Genomic DNA, 19,622 nt, shown 5'->3' with positions numbered 1-19,622 from the left:
TTCATGGCTGACCTACACCCCGCAAGGGAAGATGTTCAATTATCCGTTAACCCTACACAGTGTGATCTTGACGCCTTGGCAGCGCGACTCGGAAAACTACTAGCCCTTAAAGGTAAGCACCTCTCATGTGCCGAGTCGTGTACCGGCGGAGGCATAGCTTACGCGATTACGAGCGTGTCGGGAAGTTCTGCGTGGTTTCAACGCAGTTGGGTGACTTACGCCAATCAAGCCAAGATAGATGCACTTGGGGTATCCACGCAAACTCTGGATAGTAACGGCGCAGTGAGTGAGCAAACTGCGGCTGAGATGTTACACGGTGTGCAACAACGTTCGGGTGCTGATGTTGCCGTCAGCGTAACCGGCATAGCAGGGCCCACAGGAGGGACACCAACTAAACCCGTTGGACTCGTCTGGTTTGGTTTTGCAGTGGATCAAAAAGAATGGCTTATTGCTCAACAATTTAGTGGTGATCGCGCGCAAGTAAGACGACAAGCCATCGCTTTTGCGTTAGCATTTCTGGTCGAACGTCTAGTTGAATAAAACCGCACATCTAGCATAATTCCAAAAAAAACTTGTAACTGTATGGCTATACAGTATACTGCATGGGTATACAGTAGTTAGCCCGTTAAATGAATAAGAGGATTACTCCGGTGGATGATAATAAATCCCGCGCATTGAGCGCCGCTCTAGGTCAAATCGAAAAGCAATTTGGTAAAGGGGCGATCATGCGCCTTGGTGATAACCAAGCCATGGATATTGAAGCTATTTCTACGGGCTCCCTGAGCATTGATATTGCGTTGGGCATTGGTGGCCTGCCGTGTGGTCGAGTCGTTGAAATCTATGGTCCTGAATCTTCAGGTAAAACGACGTTAACACTGCAAGTTATCGCTGAAGCCCAAAAGAAGGGTAAAACTTGTGCATTCGTTGACGCTGAGCACGCGCTGGATCCAATTTACGCTGAGAAACTAGGGGTCAATATTGATGATCTCCTCGTGTCGCAGCCTGATACCGGTGAGCAAGCGCTTGAAATTTGTGACATGTTAGTGCGCTCAGGTGCGGTCGATGTGGTGATTGTCGACTCAGTTGCCGCGTTGACACCAAAAGCAGAAATTGAAGGTGATATGGGTGATTCGCATGTCGGCTTACAGGCACGTTTAATGTCACAAGCATTACGTAAATTGACGGCAAACATCAAGCGCTCTAATACCCTGTGTATTTTTATCAACCAAATCCGAATGAAAATTGGGGTTATGTTTGGTAACCCAGAAACCACTACCGGTGGTAACGCATTGAAATTCTACTCCTCAGTTCGTTTGGACATTCGCCGGATTGGTTCGATCAAAGAGGGCGATGAGGTTGTCGGCAATGAAACTCGTGTGAAGGTTGTGAAGAACAAAGTAGCACCGCCGTTTAAACAAGCGGAATTCCAGATCATGTATGGCCAAGGTATCTCTAAAGAAGCTGAGTTAATTGACCTTGGAGTACAACAGAAAATGGTAGAAAAGGCGGGTGCTTGGTACAGTTACAATGGCAATCGCATTGGTCAAGGTAAGGCTAATGTAGTGCGTTTCTTGAAGGATAATCCCGAGATGTCTGCTGAACTAGAAACTCGGATCCGTAACGAATTGTTGTTACCTAAAACCAAAGCGAGCGAAGAAGCTGTAGCGACTGAAGAATAATTTTCAAGCTCCCTAGCTTATTAGCCGCATCAACGCTGATGCGGCTTTTTTATGTGCGAGGCTTACCGATTACGCGTTGGTATTAATGGATGGGTTCGGATCCTGCCAGTTGGGAGGTGTCTTACCTTGCAGTACATAGGAGAAAGCGATCAACTCAGCAATGACATAATATAATTGCTCAGGAATTTCCTGACCGAGATCTAGAGTGCTGAGAAACTCAGACAGATATTGGTCTTCATGCACAAAAACGTCATTGGCTTTAGCAACGGCAATTATTTCCTCAGCTAATTCGCCGAAACCTTTAGCGATTATCTCCGGTGCACTACCGGCGTTTTCAGTTTTGTACTTTAAACCGATGGCGCGTTTATTTTTAGGTTTGTCTGTAGGTTTGGCCATTTCACACCTGAGTTTGTAAAATCTGGTAGGGTTTTGCACGCAATGTGTCGGGGATAACCCCGAGTTGACAGGTACTGGAAGGTATTTCTAGTCCCAATGCGGTAAACCGCTGCTTAAGTGCAGGTAAATGTTCGAGCACGCGCAGACGCAACGCTTCGTTATTCGTATATAAGTCCAGATTGATCGTCGTGTCTTGTAAGCGACACTTGGTTAATACGTCGCCATATTCACCGACTCGTAATAGCATTGTAAGGTGCCATGTGTGTCGCGAACCTGCAGAGGTTTTCTTATTATCTGGGGCGTTATTTTCGCGGCGAATAAGAAACTCAGTATCCTTAAAGTGAGGCTGGCCAGTGCCTGGAACGGCATAAAATAAGCTTTCTTGTCCTTGAACGGCAGTCTCAGTTTGGCTTAGCTTGTTATAGCTGTGCTGACTAAGCGCTTTACTTAGGTTACGCAATAGTTGTTGGCGTTGTTCCAGTTGAGTAAATTCCTGCGCTGATCGGCGCATATTAGCGGTTGGTGGAGCAGCACCGAGAGTTGGGCTTTGTACCTGTTGCAAAGATTGTAATAACTGGCCGACACGCTCTTGAGCGAGGTTAATGCTGCGACCTGAACGCGCAGCTAAACTCAGTTGCAACAGTGCAACGAGACCACTTACCAAATTATTTACCGGGCTTATTTGCCCTAACGCTTGGCTCGAAATTGGTGTTGCTGGTAATTGCAGTAATTGTTGTAGTTGTCGCGCGTCAGGTTGTTGTGTGGTCAGCGGTACCAGTGCTTGTTTAATTTGCTGGAATAAGGGTTTAACCTCATTATCAACCTGTTGCGTGAGTATTTGTAAGGCCTGATTAAGTGTTTGGGAGGTCTGACTCGTCGAGTCTGCATTGACAAATTGTTGCTTCACCACCGTGCGAATTTGTTGTAACAACGATGACTCTACTTTCGCGTCTTTTTGCCCAAGAGACATACCAGTATTGATGGAACTAGCTGCTTCTGTGCTGGTTAATGGTGCTGAATTCGCATTTATGCCGACATTACTCGGAGGGAAACGTTCTATTGCCTGTATAAACTGGCTTTGCTGTTGCGCATTTAGTTTAAAGAATGTGTTGAATTGGCGCTCTTGCATAAGCGGCAACTTTGGTAACGTCTGTAGCGCTGTTTTAGACTCGCTCATAACGCCTTTTGCTGCCGCGTCAGAAAGTGTATTTACAGGATTACTGCTTAGTGATTGCTTTAAGATGGGGAGCGCAATGTCTAATGCCATACGTTGATCCCCAGAAGCTCTGACAGTCACTTGCAAGCCTGCGGTTTGCGCCGCTTGCTTGAGTAACGCAAGCGCTTCAGGCTTGAGCAAAGGCGTTAACGCTTGAGTAACTGCGTTGTCGAGTTTAAGGGGGATACCTTGTGCGGTTAATTGCGGTAGACCCTGTTTTAAAATGGGTAATTCATTAGCTAGCGGAGCGATAACCGTTTTTGCATTGGAACTCACAGCCGATCTACCACTGTGACTAATAGTCGGCGTTTCTGGTGAGGACTTTGGCGACGAATCTGAGGTAAGTAAAATCTTACCAACAAACTTGTCGCCTTGTTGTTGCACTTGCAATGTCACAGTCTGTCCAGGAGATAACGCTGGTTTTGATTGCGGCCATTGCACTGTAAGAGTATCCAACTTGCCGATTGGTGGTTGCAGCTGCAAAACCACCGCAGAACCTTGTACACTGAGCACCTGTGCTTGACGTATTTGGGCTAGATTGAGATTGTGCTCAACTAACTTGGCTACTCCAGGTTGATTAGCAAGTGCTTTGAACAACGTATGTTGTTGCTGATACGACACGATAGTATCGAGTAATTGTTTACGCTCTGTAGTGACTATCAGGCTTTGACCGTCTGCGCTGAGCGCAACCTGTCCGCTGCTAATACCTTGCAGATTAGCATTTGTAAGCGCTAATAGTGGTTGACGTTGGCCACCTTTGAGCACCACTTGTATTTGGCCTTGTAATGCAGCAAATGAGACTGGCTGCATACGCGTACTGGTTAGACTTTTTAACTCAGGCGCCGCAGGATTGGCACTTGAGTTAGAAAGTGACGCTAAAAGGTTACCTAAATTAACATCTTGCATAATAACGTTATCGGTCGAATACGCGATCACTGCATACCTATTAGGTGCGTTGATCTCGCGCAAAGTAGCATCGTCTTGAAGTATTAGAATACGCTGACCTGACCGAAATGATAGCGATTTTCTGTTAAATTATTCAGTTAAATTGACGGATCAGGTGCCAAACCCTTTGCACAGTTATGGTAAACTCTCGCGCCAGAGAAAAGACGAGTAAACCCCTTCAGCAGAATAAGGAATTATTGTTGTCACGTATTAGCGCTGTTGACCTGTCCTGTGTGCGTAGAGATCGGCTGTTGTTTGAGAACCTCAGCTTCACTATTAACGCTGGCGATTTGGTCTATCTGACTGGACAAAATGGGGCTGGAAAAACCAGTCTGTTGCGCACTGTTGTTGGGTTTCATCAACCTTTTGCGGGTGATTTATTCTTCGACGGGAGCAGTATTCAGCAGGCGGATGTGAGGCGTAATTACGCGCGTTCACTGGTTTATATTGGACATAAGTCGGCCATTGAACCTCGAGCGACGGCGCTTGAGAACAGTCAATTTTGGTGTGCTCAACAGGGGATCGCCGCAACCGTCAATGACATTTATCAGGTGCTTGAAGTACTCGGTCTAGTGGGGTTAGAGGATGTTCCTTGTGGCCAATTGTCAGCTGGTCAGAATCGGCGTGTTGCATTGGCTCGTTTATGGTTAAAATCTGCTGCCAATGTATGGATTTTAGATGAACCCTTTACAGCGCTTGATGTCTATGGAATCCAGTTAATTGAACAACAAATTCAACAATTTATTCAACAAGGTGGATGTGTTTTGTTGACGTCGCATCAAATGTTGCAGTCGGTAGTGCCATCCAAACAATTAGATTTGGCGTATCAACTATGAGGTTTAGTCCATACGCAGCGATGTGGCGACGCGAATTTACCCTAGCATTTCGGCAAAAATCGGAACTCGTGCAGCCTTTGGTGTTTTTTGTTCTTGTGGTTAGCTTATTCCCCTTAGGGGTAGGGCCATCGCCAGAAACGTTGCAACGAATTGGCCCAGGTGTGATTTGGGTGGCCGCGATTCTTTCGTCCTTGTTGGGTATGGAGCGATTGTTTCGCGACGATTTTCAACAGGGCTGGCTGGAACAGTTGGCACTAACTGATGCTTCCATGGCAGGCTTGATGGCAATAAAAGTTGCTTGTCACTGGCTGATGTCGTTTATTCCTTTAGTTATTATTTCGCCGCTATTAGCGCTGTTTTTACATTTAACTGAAGGGATGTATTGGGCGCTATTAGCAACACTGTCGCTAGGAACGCCCTTGATTAGCCTGGTTGGAGCAATTGCAGTAGGGTTAACTATGGGGCTAAATCGCGGTGGCGTGCTGCTAGCGTTGTTACTGATCCCCCTGTTTATTCCGCTGTTAATTTTTGCTACCGCGGCAATCGAAGCCGCAGCGATGCAGTTGTCCTACTTACCACAGTTAGCGGTGATCGGGGCATTATTACTTTTGGCAATGGCGATTACACCGTTTGCTATTAGCTACGCAGTTAAAGTGAGTCTGAACTAATGTGGAAATGGTTACATCCCTACGCAAAACCTGAGCGCGCCTTTCAGTTGTGCAACACCTTAATGCCTTGGTTTGCGGTCACTGCAATAACCAGTTTATTGGTTGGTACTGTATGGGGGTTGTTGTATGCTCCAGCTGACTATCAGCAAGGCGATTCCTTTCGCATCATATATATCCACGTCCCCAGCGCGATGTTATCTATGGGCACATATGTGGCAATGGCTGTCGCCGCAGCCGTTGGCATGATATGGCAATGGCGCACTGCGTACATGGCGATGATAGCCATGGCACCCGTCGGTGCGGTAATGACATTTGTAGCATTATGGACGGGGGCAGCATGGGGTAAGCCAATGTGGGGTACTTGGTGGATTTGGGACGCGCGACTAACCTCTGAGTTGATTTTGTTGTTTCTGTATTTGGGGGTTATGGCCCTGTATGCGGCCTTTGATGATAAACAGCAGGCCGGCAAGGCTGCCGGTGTGATGGCCTTGGTTGGTGTCATCAATGTACCGATTATCCACTTCTCAGTGGAATGGTGGAATACGCTGCACCAAGGCGCCACGATTACTAAGTTTGGCAAACCCTCCATTGCACCGGAAATGTTGTGGCCACTATTGATTAATATCCTTGGTTTTGCTGCTTTTGTTGGAGCGGTGACACTAATACGAATGAAAAACGAGATTCTACGCCGCGAACTGCATCGGCCTTGGGTGGTCGATATGGTTGCGAAGCTGAAAAACAACGTGAGTTAAACAGTACATGCAATTTACCAGTTTCAGTGAATTTATAGCGATGGGCGGTTACGGCTTTTTTGTGTGGCTTTCTTTTGGTGTAACAGTATTGGTCATGATCTTACTTGTCATTGAAAGCTTATGGGCAAAGCGCCAGTTGATAGCTCAAGTAGGCGTTGAGCAAGCGCGCAAAGCGCGCATTGCCAAAGCACGCAAGAACTCCGCAAAGAATACATAATTAAGGTTGTTTATTGTATGAATCCAAGAAGACAAAAACGTCTCGTAGTTATGGGTAGTATTTTATTGCTGATATCAGGCGCGATTGGCCTGATGTTATATGCGCTAAATGAAAATATTGACCTTTTTTATACCCCCTCAGAAATCATTGAGGGCAAAAACGGCAGTATTCCTGCTGTAGGTCAGCGATTGCGCATAGGAGGCATGGTGGTAGAGGGCTCAGTTAGACGAGAGTCTGAATCACTCGCGGTTAGTTTCGACTTGGTTGATATTGGCGAAAAGGTAACGGTTAGGTACGCCGGCATCCTACCTGACCTTTTTCGAGAGGGGCAGGGGATCGTAGCGACTGGTGTGCTAGTTGAACCGCGTACTATTGAAGCCCATGAAGTATTAGCCAAGCACGATGAAGAATACATGCCGTCTGAGTTAGCTGAGAAAATGAAAGGCATTAAGCACGTCAAACCGACTGAAGCAGGTTACTAAGCATGATCCCTGAGCTTGGCAATATCGCCTTAACTATCGCATTAATTCTTTCAATTTTATTGTCGGTTTATCCATTGTGGGGCGCGCAAACGAATAATACCCAATTGATGGCAACCGCCAAGCCGTTAGGCATTGCGTTATTTATGTTTACCGCGATTGCCTATGCCTGCCTAACCTACGCCTTCGTAGTCGATGACTTTAGTGTGGCTTACGTTGCGCACCACTCCAACAGTTTATTGCCGATTTACTACAAAGTGACTGCGGTTTGGGGCGGACACGAGGGCTCATTCTTATTGTGGGTGTTAATGTTGTCCGGGTGGATTATTGCGGTAGCAGTGTTCAGCAAAGGGATCCCGCAACCCATGGTGGCTCGTGTGCTATCCATTCTTGGTATGGTTTCGGTGGGCTTTTATCTGTTTATGCTCCTCACCTCCAATCCATTTGAAAGCTTATTACCGCTATTTCCTGTTGATGGACGCGACTTAAACCCCTTGCTGCAAGATTTCGGCATGATTATTCATCCACCCATGCTGTATATGGGCTATGTGGGCTTCTCCGTCGCTTTTGCCTTTGCTATCGCGGCGTTAATTTCCGGTCAGCTCGATAGCACTTGGGCGCGTTGGTCAAGACCTTGGGTGATTTCTGCATGGGCCTTTTTAACATTAGGTATTGCGCTAGGCAGTTGGTGGGCATATTACGAACTTGGCTGGGGTGGCTGGTGGTTCTGGGATCCGGTAGAAAACGCTTCTTTTATGCCTTGGTTAGTGGGTACTGCCTTGATGCACAGCTTGGCGGTAACCGAAAAACGCAAAGTCTTTAAATCATGGACCGTATTGTTGGCGATTGCCGCCTTTTCGCTCAGTTTGTTGGGGACGTTTTTAGTCCGCTCAGGCGTTATTGTATCAGTCCACTCCTTTGCCAGTGATCCGGCGCGCGGTTTATTTATTTTGGGGATTTTGATCGTGCTGAGTGGGTTTGGTTTATTGCTTTATGCGCTGCGGGCTAAAGAGCTACGCAGCCGTGGCAACTACGACAGTTTTTCGCGTGAAGTGTTGTTGATTGGTAATAATGTGCTGTTGTGTGCCGCTACTTTAGTGGTCTTACTTGGCACTTTGTTTCCCTTGGTGCACAAAGAACTAGGGCTAGGAACTATCTCGATCGGTGCACCCTTTTTTAATCAAATGTTTGTGGTTTTGATTGTGCCGTTTGTGTTTATGCTTGGGATCGGGCCATTATCACGTTGGAAACGCCAACCGGTCGCAGATTTACGCAATCACATGCTGGTCGCTTTTGGTATTAGTGTCAGTGCAGCGTTACTAGTCAACTTTAATTATGACCAGCCAACATTTATGGCGACCTTGGGTATGATCTTAAGTTTCTGGATATTGATCAGCACCGTACAAGAGGTCCGCCAACGAGTGGCTGCTCAGCAAAATAAGGATACCCTCAGTGCATTGCGCGGCCTTACCCGTAGCCATTGGGGAATGGTCTTGGGCCATGTTGGTTTTGCCATCACTCTCATAGGTATCACCTTAGTGAGTAACTATGAACAAGAGCGCGACGTGCGCATGCTCCCCGGTGATACGGTTTCCCTTGCGGGCTATGACTTTTTGTTTACTGGTGTAAAGCAAGTGGATGGCCCGAATTACCGTGCTGATGTTGGTGTGTTTGACGTGTTCAAAGACGGTAAGAAGCTGGTGCATCTCGAGCCAGAGAAGCGCTTTTATCCAGTGCAAAGAACAACTATGACTGAAGCGGGTATTCACGCCACGATAACGCGTGACCTGTTTATTGCATTGGGCGAACCGTTAGAAGGGAATGCTTGGGCTGTGCGCCTGTATATCAAACCTTTTGTGGTTTGGATTTGGGCTGGGGCGTTCGTCATGGCTTTAGGTGGGGCTATGTCGATAGCGGATAAGCGTTACCGCTTGAGAAAGGTGGCTCGGCGCGAGATAAATTCGCACAGCCAGCAAGTAACAACGAACCAAGCACAAGCTGGAGCAAAATGATGAAAAAAGCCTGGTGGTTTGCAGTACCTGTCAGTATTTTTGCCCTGCTAGTCGTGTTTCTTTTTCAGGGCTTGTTCAGTGACCCTCGCGAGCGTGATTCGATGGCGCTGGGCAAGCCACTGCCGCCATTTGATCTGCCTGATTTGTTTCAGCCAGAGATCCGTTACTCCCCAGCCGACCTTACCGGAGAAGTAAGTATTCTCAATGTTTGGGGCGTATGGTGCGTGACGTGTGCTGTCGAGTTGCCTTATCTAACTCAACTAAGAGAGCAATATGGCGTGCGGTTTGTAGGCTTGTATTATGATCAGGATTTAGATCCTGACTTTGGTACCAAAACCTTGCAGCGGGTTCAGGGCGAAGTGACCCAAATGCTCAACCGATTAGGCAATCCCTATCAGTTCCAGATATTTGATGTGGTCCGCGACTATTCTTTAGATCTTGGAGTTACCGGTGCTCCTGAGCACTTTGTTATCGATGCCAAGGGGCAAATACGTTTACATCATATCGGTGATCTTAATGAACGCGTATGGACACATAAAATCAAACCGGTCTATGACCAATTGATTGCCGAACAGCAAAGTGCGGGGCAGGTGCAATGAGATTAAGTGTGTTAATTATATTCACCAGCGCACTGTTATTCAGTTTGTCGAGCAAAGCTGAAGAGCAAGAATTTCTCGCTCAAGATGGCGTTGATAGTTATCAATTTGCTTCACCTAAACAGCGTGAAACATTTCTAGAACTGACCGCAGTTCTGCGCTGCCCGATGTGCCAAAATCAAAACATTGCTGACTCTGATGCCATGATTGCACATGACATGCGACGTAAGGTGTACCAATTACTCAAACAAGGTAAGACCAAGCAGGAAGTGATTGATTTTATGAAATCACGCTATGGCGATTTTGTCTATTACCAACCGCCAGTTACCCCTTACACACTTTGGCTTTGGGTGCTGCCGGTGGTTTTTGCTGTAGTCGCATTGGCTCTAATTGCGCGTAAACGTTCAGTGAACAATGATCAAGACGATGTTGCACAAAAATTAAAGCACGCAGAAGCATTACTGGAACGAGAAGAATAAATGACTTGGACTGTTTTCTATATTGTAGTGGTGGGATTTTTAAGCCTGCTTGCTGTCTGTATCGCTTTGCCATGGTTCCATCGACGGAATCAACGTGTCACTGACCAATTACGCAATGCTCAAATTGTTAAGCAACGTTTAAGTGAAATAGAAAAGGAACATACAGAAGGCTTAATTTCTGCGACTGACAAGGAGCAAGCAATAGTAGAGTTAAAGCTTGCTCTAGTGGATGAAGTAAAAGACCAAGAGCAGAGCAGTAGTGAGAGCGTTAGGTTACCCATTCTGGTTGGATTGATATTGGCTTTTGGCGTTGGTGGCGTCGTTTATTATCAAACCAATCACCTTAAAGCTGTCGATACTTTAGTGCAGGCTAATGCTTCAATAAGTGAATTGAGCGACAAGTTGATTGCGGTAGCTAATAACCAAGCAGAAATTTCTCCGGAGGAATTACAGCTGCTTGCACTGGCAATTCGACAGCGTTTGCGCGCGACTCCTGAAGATGATCAGGCTTGGTTAAACCTTGGCCGATTGTATATGAGTATGGGCTTTTCCGAGCAATCGATCGAAGCTTTTGAACGGGCGTTTGAGATAGCTCCAGAAGACGTAAATACGCGGTTAAGCTTTGCCCAAGCGCTTATGTTAACTGGCGTAGATGAGAACCTTCAACGCTCTGAGCGCATCCTCGATTTCGAGCTAACCCAACAACCGCAAAACGATAATATTCGTTTAATGTTAACCGTGGTCACTGCACAGTTGGGGAAGCTAGCTAAAGCACAAGAAAATTTCGACTTAATTAAAACCAAAATGTCACCCACCAGTGATATGTATCAGTCGTTAACGGCGCGTTTAGCTGAGCTTGGTGGAGAAACTTCGAAACAAGATGAAACAAATTTAACTGGCTTTAGTGTGCAGGTATCAATAACATCCGAGCTTAGCGAAAAGTTGCCGACCAACGCTTTTTTATTTGTGTTTGCCCAAGATGCAGAAGGCTCTATGCGAGTACCAGCCGCTGTTGTAAAGCTACCGCTTTCTGAGTTGCCAACCAAGGTGATATTAACCGAGCAACAAGCGATGCTCTCGACATTTACGCTGAATGATATCCAGCGGGCACGATTGGTCGCAAGAATCTCGAATGATGAGAATGTAGAAGCCATGCAAGGCGAACTTCAGGGTATGACAGAAATTCCGGTGTCAGCCGGTCAGATTGTCGAGGCTGAAGTGTTAATTGATCAGGAAATACAATGAATAGACTTATTTTCATACTCGCGAGCTCTTTGTTATTAAGCCTCGGTGGATGTGCAACACAATCAAGCCAACAACAATTGGCGGCTGAACAAAGTAATGGAGATCCGCGTGACCCACTAGAACCTGTAAACCGTGTTCTATGGGATTTTAATTATGAAGTGCTTGACGAATTTTTGGTCCGCCCGGTTACCGTTGGTTACGTAACTGTGATGCCAAAGTTTGCGCGTACCGGACTTTTGAATGCGGCGCAAAATTTAGAAGAGCCAGTGAATTTCGTCAATAACCTGCTACAAGGCAAAGTCGGTGGTTCAATGGATAGCATGGTGCGCTTTTTGTTGAACACCACGATAGGCGTTTTCGGGGTTTTTGACGTTGCTGAAAAAATGGGCGTACCTCGTCAAGACGAAGATTTCGATGAAGTATTGGGTGTATGGGGTATTGGTAACGGGCCCTACTTGATGTTGCCAGGTGCTGGCCCTAACGATGTGCGCGGAGTTTCTGGCGAGTACGTTGACAATGCCTACTTTCCAATGACTTACTTAAACAGTAATTTCACCTTGTTACGGTGGGGGGTAGAAATACTTGAAGCGCGGGCAAGGTTGATGGAGCAAGAACAACAACTTGAAAACTCAGCTGATCCTTATGCATTTGTGAAAAATGCGTACTTCCAAAACAAAGCCTTTCAAGTCAGTGATGGTAAGATTGAGCAACAAGAGCCAGAAGAAGAGCAATTGGAAGATTTTGAAGACTTCGAGAGCATGTTAGACGACCTGTGATCAACAGATTAGCGGTTAAATTCAATCTAGAAGGGGTGACATTCGCCCCTTTTTATTATTTGATTGTCGCGTGACTGCCATGTCATTGCAGTCTATTTACACAAGTATTAAAAACGTTCCCGCTTTTCGTCCATCGGCGTGTACTGCGTATAATTAGATAACTTGGTCTAACCGCATATCAATGTGCATAATGCCATCTTCATCGTATGCATCGCTAAAAACTACAAAACCCAGTGATGCATAGAAATCCTGCAGATAAAGCTGCGCACCAATTTCAATCGGATAGTTAGGCCACTGCTGCTGACAAGCCTTTATCGCCGCCAGCATGAGCGCTTTTGCGTAACCCATACCTCGTTGTTCAGGTGCCACCACCACACGCCCAATACTGCACCCCTGATACGAGACGCCCGGCGCTAAGCAGCGGGCGTATGCAGTGATTTTATGTTGCGCGCAAGTTTCATCAGATTGCGAAAACACATGCAGGGCGTCTGGGGCTGTGTCCTTGTCATCGAGATCGGGATATACACAGTTTTGCTCAACCACAAATACATCGCTGCGTAATTTAAGTATTTGATAGAGCTGGTGTACGCTTAGCTGCTCGAAACGTAGCAAGCTATAATCGCTTGCAGATGAAAGCGGATTCTGCGCCATGCATCTTACCTTTCATGACCTTACTGTGTCGCTTACTTTAACCTATTCAGGCAATAAAAAAAGCGGCTTACTCGCCGCTTTTTTTGTATCCATTTGGATTCTGTGATTGCCAGCGCCATGAGTCGCGACACATATCCACTAACCCTTTCTTTGCAGACCACTTAAGCTCTCGTTCTGCAAGAGTAGGATCTGCATAGCACAAAGCAACATCACCGCTACGCCGCGGGACAATCTTATAAGGGACAGATTGGCCACTTTCTTGTTCGAAGGCTTTAACCATGTCTAGCACACTATAGCCTTGGCCGGTTCCTAAATTGAAAGTACAAAGGCCAGCCCTATCCGCCAGTTTGGTTAATGCTTTTAAATGTCCGTCAGCGAGGTCCTCAACGTGAATGTAATCACGTACGCCCGTACCATCCGGGGTATCATAATCATCGCCGAATACACTCAAGCACTCGCGCTTGCCTGTGGCGACTTGGGTGATAAATGGCATCAAGTTGTTAGGAATACCGCTAGGGTCTTCACCAATTTGGCCAGATGGGTGCGCGCCTACAGGATTGAAATACCGTAAAAGGACAATATTCCATGAATTGTCTGATTGATAGAGGTCGCGTAACACTAACTCAACCATTAGTTTTGACTGCCCATAAGGGTTAGTTGGAGACCCGGTGGGCATATCTTCACGCAGCGGTAACTCAACCGGATCGCCGTACACGGTTGCGGAGGAGCTAAAGACGAGGTTTTTTACACTGTGTCGCTGCATTACCTTACATAGCTGCAAGGTACCAAACACATTGTTTTCATAGTAACGCAAAGGCTGCTCGACTGACTCGCCAACTGCTTTAAGTCCGGCAAAATGGATAACCGCGTCGACTTTGTACTGGGTAAATAGCGCTTCCATATCCGCTTCATTGCGAATATCTCCTTGCCTAAATATGACAGATTTACCGGTGAGTTTTTCTACTCGTTGGAGTGAGACTTCTGATGCATTACTCAAGTTATCTAACACTATTACATTGTAGTCTTGTTCAAGTAATTGCAGCACGGTATGACTACCAATGTAACCAGCACCACCGGTAACTAAAATAGTTTTCATATTGACTTCCCTATATCTTCTGCAAGGTATTTTGCGCTTAAGCTGTATTGCAATGGCTTAATGAACAGCGGATAGACGAGTAAGACTAAAGCCGCCCAAACAAGCGCATACCAGTTTTCCGATGCTTGTAAAATGAAAACAAAAACTGGCACGATGATCAGGAGCTTTAATACATTGAGCAATGAACGCTCCGGTACGCTCATCTTTAAGGCTGCATGTTCCAATGCAACCATGCGTTGTTGTAATGGCAAATCCCTCAATTGAGGGATTTGCTTGGTTGAGAAGTAGAGCTTCATGCGGTTGCTTTTTTCTCATCATTCGAAGGGAGCTTTTCCCACTGTCGCGTCTTTAATACGAAGAGCAACACAACGATACCAATTGCAATGCTGAATAAACTGATTTGCATGTACAACCCAGGCATTTCATCGAGACGGCTTGGATCAAAGTTACCCGCCAGTAGGCCTGCTACAACGTTACCAATTGAATAGGTAAGTACGAAAACGCCCATCATTTGGCCTGCAAAACGTTTCGGTGAAAGCTTGCTAACTGCACTTAATGCAACTGGACTTAAGCAAAGTTCACCCACAGTGTGCAAGAAGTAAGTCATTACTAACCAGTATGGTGCTACTTTTAGACCGCTGGCGGCTAATTGTGCTGCGAAAAACATAACAATAAAGCCGGTTGCCATAATGATCAGGCCGATTGCACACTTAAACCCATAAGAAGGGTCAAGCATACGCTTGCCCAGATTGATCCATAGCGCTGCAAAAAACGGCGATAAAATGATGATAAAGAATGAGTTAGCTGACTGGAACCATGCCGGTGGAATTTCAAAGCTGCCTAGCATGCGGTCAGTGTAGTCACGGCCAAACAAGTTTAGTGAAGATCCTGCTTGTTCAAAACCAGCCCAGAAGCAAATTGATGCGATACAGACTAGAAACAGTGCACCTAGTTTGCGTTTTTCATTGCCATCCAGATTACCAAAGAAAAAGATGGCGGCGTAGTAGGCAAGGAACACAAGAGTAAAGAAGACCGCCACATATTTGGCTAGCGCTACGGCATCAATAACTAATGCACCGCTAGATACCATGAATGTAACTAATGCTAACGCAATTAAAAAGCCGACGATTACCATCCAGCTCAAGCGCTGGGCATTGGGTGATAAATCAACCGTTGGAGTAGCGGCTGCTCCCTCCAGCTTCGGTTGGGTTAGCTTATATTGCACGAGTCCAATCGCCATACCCACAGCAGCTGCACCAAAGGCGTAGTGATAACCCCAGTTGGTAGCAAGATAGCCACACACAATGTAGCCAATCACTGAGCCGATATTGATACCCATGTAGTAAAGCGTGTAGCCGCTGTCTCGACGTTTATCTTCGTCGCTGTATAACATACCAACCATGGCACCGATATTCGGCTTCAATAGTCCGGTACCAAGCACCACTAAGATCAAACCGATAAAGAACGTTTGGGTACTGGGAATAGCCAGTACGATGTGCCCTGACATAATGATGATGCCGCCATACCACACAGCTTTTTGCCCACCCAACAGGCGATCAGCTAACCAACCGCCAGGTAAACCCATAAAGTAAACTGCACCGGTGTATAGGCCATAAATTGCCGTCGCCGTAGCTACGGTAAACGCGAGCCCTTCTTCTTGTAGACTTGCTGTCATGAACAAGACTAATAATGCGCGCATGCCGTAGTAACTCATACGCTCCCACATTTCGGTAAAGAATAGCGTTTGTAGGCCCCCTGGGTGGCCGAAGAAACTTGTGTCGTTGGTTTTATTCATATTGTTATTATTACTTCGTTATTATAATTCGCGCGTCATTATGCAAGACAGTCCTAACCTTGCGCAAGGGCATAACTGCGTTCAAGCTCAGCAAGGTATTCCTAGTCCGTTTAAAAGCGCGCAATTAGAGGTCGAGAATTTTCACTAAAGAGGGTATGATCGCGCGCCAGAAACAGGAGCAGTGCGGAGATTTAATGGCCAGAAAAGGGATAATATTAGCGGGTGGGGCGGGTACTCGTTTGCATCCATTGACGCAAGTGGTGAGTAAGCAGTTAATGCCTGTTTACGACAAGCCAATGATTTATTACCCATTGTCTACTCTTATGCTAGCCGGCATAAGAGATGTCTTGATTATATCTACGCCAGCTGAATTGCCTCGCTTCCAAGAGTTACTAAACGATGGGGCGCAGTGGGGTATAAACATTGAATACGCTGAGCAACCGTCACCCGATGGTTTAGCTCAGGCTTTTCTGATCGGTGAGACATTCATTGGCTCTGATCCTGTTACCTTGATCCTTGGCGATAATATTTTTTATGGCCATGACTTTCAGAGTAAGCTCACTAAACTGACCGATATTATGCATGGGGCAACCGTATTTGGATACCATGTCAACGATCCTCAGCGTTACGGTGTCGTTGATTTTGATGATAACTGGAAGGCCATATCCATCGAGGAGAAGCCGCAACAACCAAAGTCAAACTATGCGGTTACGGGATTGTATTTTTACGATAATCAAGTGGTTGATATAGCGAAAGAGATTAAACCTTCACCGCGAGGGGAATTGGAAATAACCGACGTGAATCTAACCTATCTTCGCGCGCAACAACTTAACGTGCAGTTGCTAGGGCGCGGGGCCGCCTGGTTAGATACCGGCACATTGGATAGTCTTCTCGATGCGTCTAATTACATCGCTGCAATTGAAAAACGACAAGGGTTAAAAATCTCATGTCCGGAAGAAATCGCTTATCGCAAAGGCTTTATCAGTAAAGTGCAGTTAGGCAACCTTGCGGAGCCTTTATTGAAAAGTGGCTATGGCCAGTACTTATTGAAAATATTAAATGAGAGACATTTGTAAATGGAAGTAATCGAGACAGCACTTGGCGATGTAAAGCTGATCCAACCTAAAGTATTTGGTGATGAGCGGGGTTTTTTTATGGAAACCTTTCGAACAGAGTGGTTTCGTGCACATTGTGCGGATGTTGATTTAGTGCAAGATAATCACTCTCTTTCGCAGCGAGGCACATTAAGAGGACTTCACTACCAAACTAAGCAAACTCAAGGTAAGTTAGTGCGCGTGGTTGCGGGTGAAGTTTTTGATGTTGTGGTTGATATGCGTGAATCTTCGCCCACATTTGGTCAGTGGTACGGAGTATTGTTATCGGCACAAAATAAGCTTCAATTGTGGGTTCCGGCAGGATTTGCTCACGGTTTCTATGTTACCAGTGAACAGGCCGAGTTTACCTATAAGTGCAGTGATTACTATCACCCTGAATCGGAAGTCTCTATTCGCTTTGATGACCCCACAATTGGCGTTCAATGGCCATTTGACTCAGCGTTAAAACCATCGCTGTCGGCAAAAGACGCGGCGGGTATTTCCTTTGCGCAAGCGCCTAAGTTTACGTCACTATGATAGTTATTATTGGCAAATCCGGGCAGGTGGCTCGTGCTTGTGTGGCTTTATGTGAAGCTGAGAAACAACCCTATCGCTGTTTCGGACGTGATGATATCAATTTATTGGATAGTGCGGATATAGCGAGCAAATTGGAACCGTTGGAGAACATTCAAGGGATCATTAACACCGCTGCCTATACCGCCGTAGACAAAGCCGAGGATGAGCGTGAAGCTGCTTTCGCCCTCAACGCTCAGGCGGTGATTAATCTAGTCGATTTTTGTCGTCGCCAAACGTTGTATTTCGTACATATATCAACAGACTATGTTTTTTCAGGTGAAGCGCTGTCACCGTATTTACCCACAACTTCTTATGCCCCTATAAATACCTATGGGGAGTCGAAGATGGCGGGTGAGAAAGCTGTAGCTGAAGTATACTCAGAGAACGCATGTATCTTGCGCACGAGTTGGGTTTATTCAGAGTGTGGGCACAATTTTGTTAAGACGATGCTGCGCTTATTTGCGACTCGGAATGAGTTGAATGTAGTTATGGATCAGGTTGGCGCACCCACGTCGGCACATACTCTTGCGCGTGTGTGCTTGCAAAGTGTTAAGCAACGTTTGATCGGCGTGCATCATGCCTGCGACCTTGGTGTGACTAGTTGGTTTGATTTCGCTATCGCCATCTACCAACAAGCTCAAGGCTTAGGGCTTATTTCACAACCTGTGCAGATAAACCCAATAACAAGTGATCAGTTTCCAACGCCAGCTAAGCGACCACATTACAGTGTACTTAGCACGGCTTCATTGCGGCAGGCTTTACCAACCTTGAATCTGCCTCATTGGCAAGCCGCGCTGACTGACGTAATGAACAAAATTAACGATGAAATAAAGAATACAGAAAATGACAGATAGAACGCTACTGGTAACCGGAGGTGCGGGGTTTATTGGCGTAAACTTCGTATATTATTGGTTAGCCAACAATGCCAACGACAGAGTCATTGTGCTTGATGCACTTACCTATTCAGGTAACTATGCAAGTCTAAAAAAATTAGAGTGTGAGCCTCGCTTTAGTTTTGTTAAAGGCGACATTTGCGACCAAGCACTCGTTGAACGAGTGATGCTTGCAGAACGTGTTGATACGATTGTGCACTTTGCCGCCGAGTCCCATGTTGACCGTTCAATTACTGGCCCTCGTCAGTTTATTGAAACGAATATTGTGGGGACATTTTCACTCCTCGAAGCGGCGCGAAAACTCTGGTTAGGGAACAATCCCAGCGTACCTGAACATCGTTTTCATCATGTCAGTACCGACGAAGTTTATGGCACGTTAGCAACAGACGATCCTGCTTTTACGGAAGCAACGGCGTATGCTCCAAACTCGCCCTATTCGGCAAGTAAAGCAGCTAGCGACCATTTAGTCAGATCATACTTCCATACCTATGGATTACAGGTAAGTACCAGCAACTGTTCTAATAACTATGGGCCTTTCCATTTCCCAGAAAAGCTTATTCCGCTAGTACTCACAAATATTTTATTCAACAAACCATTACCTGTGTATGGCGACGGTAAGCAAATCCGTGACTGGTTGTATGTTGAAGATCATGCTCGAGGCATTGAGTTAGTGTTGAGTAAAGGGACCGTTGGTGAGAATTACAATATTGGAGGGAATAATGAGTGGACCAATATTGATATTGTTACTTTAATATGCGAGTTACTAGATGAAGCTTTTGCAAATGATGTTTCTTTAGCTGCAAAGTACCCGTTGGCTAAAAGTGCGCATGCTGGCAATTCAGCGCAGCTGGTACAATATGTCCAAGACAGGCCTGGACATGATCGTAGATACGCGATCAATCCTAAAAAGAGTATGCAAGAACTGGGTTATATGCCAAAGGAAAGTTTTGAATCCGGCATTCGTAAAACAGTCGCTTGGTATTTATCAAATGAAGAATGGTGGTTACCACTGCTTACTAAAGACGATTGAAGCTGTATCGGGTAAGCATTAATAGTGCTAGATTCTTGTTACTGTCTCTTGTTATACTTCCAGAAGCACGGAAGCATTGAATCCGAGTGTGACAAAACGGGAGTTGCTTTTGCTTTGCGCATGTCGGAGACAAATCAGTAATCTTAATAATTAAAATAAGAAAGACCACGTTTAAGGCTTTAGTTTCGCCT

22 protein-coding genes are annotated in these 19,622 nt (G+C 45.9%); 16 read left to right on the top strand and 6 right to left on the bottom strand.

Translation table 11 applies throughout. The annotated features are described in order from the left end of the window. Nucleotides 1–3 precede the first annotated feature (3 nt). Nucleotides 4–540, top strand: a complete 537-nt coding sequence (locus tag CSH92_RS02185; RefSeq protein WP_100655958.1) for a CinA family protein — start codon at nucleotides 4–6, stop codon at nucleotides 538–540. A 110-nt stretch (nucleotides 541–650) separates the two neighbouring features. Further along, the gene (gene recA / locus CSH92_RS02180) at nucleotides 651–1,679 is read left to right on the top strand and encodes a recombinase RecA (protein ID WP_100655957.1); all 1,029 of its coding nucleotides are present in this window, start codon (nucleotides 651–653) and stop codon (nucleotides 1,677–1,679) included. A 69-nt stretch (nucleotides 1,680–1,748) separates the two neighbouring features. Here the strand turns inward: recA and CSH92_RS02175 are convergent, their stop codons facing one another. Both CSH92_RS02175 and CSH92_RS02170 read right to left on the bottom strand, forming a co-directional pair. Further along, nucleotides 1,749–2,075: an EscU/YscU/HrcU family type III secretion system export apparatus switch protein gene (locus CSH92_RS02175; protein ID WP_100655956.1), complete on the bottom strand. Its 327-nt coding sequence runs from the start codon at nucleotides 2,073–2,075 to the stop codon at nucleotides 1,749–1,751. A 1-nt stretch (nucleotide 2,076) separates the two neighbouring features. Then, entirely contained in the window at nucleotides 2,077–4,227 is a 2,151-nt protein-coding gene (locus CSH92_RS02170) for a flagellar hook-length control protein FliK (protein WP_100655955.1), read from the bottom strand. 209 nt (nucleotides 4,228–4,436) lie between these two features. Between CSH92_RS02170 and ccmA the strand changes: the two genes are divergently transcribed. The 10 genes from ccmA to CSH92_RS02120 are packed head-to-tail and all read left to right on the top strand — an operon-like array spanning nucleotide 4,437 to nucleotide 12,296. Continuing rightward, on the top strand, nucleotides 4,437–5,072 hold the full coding sequence (gene ccmA / locus CSH92_RS02165; protein WP_100656292.1) for a cytochrome c biogenesis heme-transporting ATPase CcmA: 636 nt from the start codon (nucleotides 4,437–4,439) through the stop codon (nucleotides 5,070–5,072). After that, complete coding sequence (gene ccmB / locus CSH92_RS02160; RefSeq protein ID WP_100655954.1) at nucleotides 5,069–5,740, top strand: heme exporter protein CcmB; 672 nt, start codon at nucleotides 5,069–5,071, stop codon at nucleotides 5,738–5,740. Before ccmA ends, ccmB begins: the two co-directional genes overlap by 4 nt. Then, complete coding sequence (locus CSH92_RS02155) at nucleotides 5,740–6,492, top strand: heme ABC transporter permease (protein ID WP_100655953.1); 753 nt, start codon at nucleotides 5,740–5,742, stop codon at nucleotides 6,490–6,492. The genes ccmB and CSH92_RS02155 overlap by 1 nt, the downstream gene beginning before the upstream one ends. Nucleotides 6,493–6,499: 7 nt before the next feature. Beyond that, the gene (gene ccmD, locus CSH92_RS02150; protein ID WP_100655952.1) at nucleotides 6,500–6,709 is read left to right on the top strand and encodes a heme exporter protein CcmD; all 210 of its coding nucleotides are present in this window, start codon (nucleotides 6,500–6,502) and stop codon (nucleotides 6,707–6,709) included. Nucleotides 6,710–6,726: 17 nt separating this feature from the next. Next, nucleotides 6,727–7,191, top strand: a complete 465-nt coding sequence (gene ccmE / locus CSH92_RS02145; RefSeq protein WP_100655951.1) for a cytochrome c maturation protein CcmE — start codon at nucleotides 6,727–6,729, stop codon at nucleotides 7,189–7,191. 2 nt (nucleotides 7,192–7,193) lie between these two features. Continuing rightward, a complete protein-coding gene (locus tag CSH92_RS02140; protein WP_100655950.1) occupies nucleotides 7,194–9,200 on the top strand; it encodes a heme lyase CcmF/NrfE family subunit in 2,007 nt (668 codons plus the stop codon). Next, complete coding sequence (locus tag CSH92_RS02135; protein WP_100655949.1) at nucleotides 9,200–9,799, top strand: redoxin family protein; 600 nt, start codon at nucleotides 9,200–9,202, stop codon at nucleotides 9,797–9,799. Before CSH92_RS02140 ends, CSH92_RS02135 begins: the two co-directional genes overlap by 1 nt. Next, nucleotides 9,796–10,275 (top strand): cytochrome c-type biogenesis protein, encoded by a 480-nt coding sequence (locus CSH92_RS02130; RefSeq protein ID WP_100655948.1) that lies wholly within the window; start codon nucleotides 9,796–9,798, stop codon nucleotides 10,273–10,275. The genes CSH92_RS02135 and CSH92_RS02130 overlap by 4 nt, the downstream gene beginning before the upstream one ends. Further along, complete coding sequence (gene ccmI, locus CSH92_RS02125; protein ID WP_100655947.1) at nucleotides 10,276–11,520, top strand: c-type cytochrome biogenesis protein CcmI; 1,245 nt, start codon at nucleotides 10,276–10,278, stop codon at nucleotides 11,518–11,520. Next, on the top strand, nucleotides 11,517–12,296 hold the full coding sequence (locus CSH92_RS02120) for an MlaA family lipoprotein (protein ID WP_100655946.1): 780 nt from the start codon (nucleotides 11,517–11,519) through the stop codon (nucleotides 12,294–12,296). Before ccmI ends, CSH92_RS02120 begins: the two co-directional genes overlap by 4 nt. Nucleotides 12,297–12,449: 153 nt before the next feature. On the opposite strand, the gene CSH92_RS02115 is transcribed toward CSH92_RS02120, so the two are convergent. The 4 genes from CSH92_RS02115 to CSH92_RS02100 all read right to left on the bottom strand — a co-directional run bounded on the left by CSH92_RS02115 (nucleotide 12,450) and on the right by CSH92_RS02100 (nucleotide 15,838). Next, a complete protein-coding gene (locus tag CSH92_RS02115; protein WP_100655945.1) occupies nucleotides 12,450–12,947 on the bottom strand; it encodes a GNAT family N-acetyltransferase in 498 nt (165 codons plus the stop codon). Nucleotides 12,948–13,014: 67 nt separating this feature from the next. Further along, entirely contained in the window at nucleotides 13,015–14,043 is a 1,029-nt protein-coding gene (gene galE, locus CSH92_RS02110) for a UDP-glucose 4-epimerase GalE (protein ID WP_100655944.1), read from the bottom strand. Next, nucleotides 14,040–14,339, bottom strand: a complete 300-nt coding sequence (locus tag CSH92_RS02105; protein ID WP_100655943.1) for a DUF6170 family protein — start codon at nucleotides 14,337–14,339, stop codon at nucleotides 14,040–14,042. The genes galE and CSH92_RS02105 overlap by 4 nt, the downstream gene beginning before the upstream one ends. After that, nucleotides 14,336–15,838, bottom strand: coding sequence for a peptide MFS transporter (locus CSH92_RS02100; RefSeq protein WP_100655942.1), 1,503 nt, complete (start codon nucleotides 15,836–15,838; stop codon nucleotides 14,336–14,338). The genes CSH92_RS02105 and CSH92_RS02100 overlap by 4 nt, the downstream gene beginning before the upstream one ends. Nucleotides 15,839–16,032: 194 nt before the next feature. Here CSH92_RS02100 and rfbA point away from each other — a divergent pair, with 194 nt between their 5' ends. Genes rfbA through rfbB form a run of 4 tightly spaced genes read left to right on the top strand, consistent with a single transcriptional unit; the run spans nucleotide 16,033 to nucleotide 19,431 of the window. After that, the gene (gene rfbA, locus CSH92_RS02095) at nucleotides 16,033–16,914 is read left to right on the top strand and encodes a glucose-1-phosphate thymidylyltransferase RfbA (RefSeq protein WP_100656291.1); all 882 of its coding nucleotides are present in this window, start codon (nucleotides 16,033–16,035) and stop codon (nucleotides 16,912–16,914) included. Next, a complete protein-coding gene (gene rfbC, locus CSH92_RS02090) occupies nucleotides 16,915–17,469 on the top strand; it encodes a dTDP-4-dehydrorhamnose 3,5-epimerase (protein WP_100655941.1) in 555 nt (184 codons plus the stop codon). It begins immediately after the preceding gene. Next, on the top strand, nucleotides 17,466–18,362 hold the full coding sequence (gene rfbD, locus CSH92_RS02085) for a dTDP-4-dehydrorhamnose reductase (RefSeq protein ID WP_100655940.1): 897 nt from the start codon (nucleotides 17,466–17,468) through the stop codon (nucleotides 18,360–18,362). The genes rfbC and rfbD overlap by 4 nt, the downstream gene beginning before the upstream one ends. Continuing rightward, a complete protein-coding gene (rfbB, locus tag CSH92_RS02080) occupies nucleotides 18,352–19,431 on the top strand; it encodes a dTDP-glucose 4,6-dehydratase (protein ID WP_100655939.1) in 1,080 nt (359 codons plus the stop codon). Before rfbD ends, rfbB begins: the two co-directional genes overlap by 11 nt. The last annotated feature ends 191 nt before the right edge of the window (nucleotides 19,432–19,622 follow it).

The sequence above is a fragment of the Neoalteromonas flava genome (assembly GCF_002807685.1).
GTDB lineage: Bacteria > Pseudomonadota > Gammaproteobacteria > Enterobacterales > Alteromonadaceae > Alteromonas_E > Alteromonas_E flava.
The sequence above is the reverse complement of the archived record's forward strand: the minus strand, read 5'-3'. Positions and strand labels throughout refer to the sequence as shown.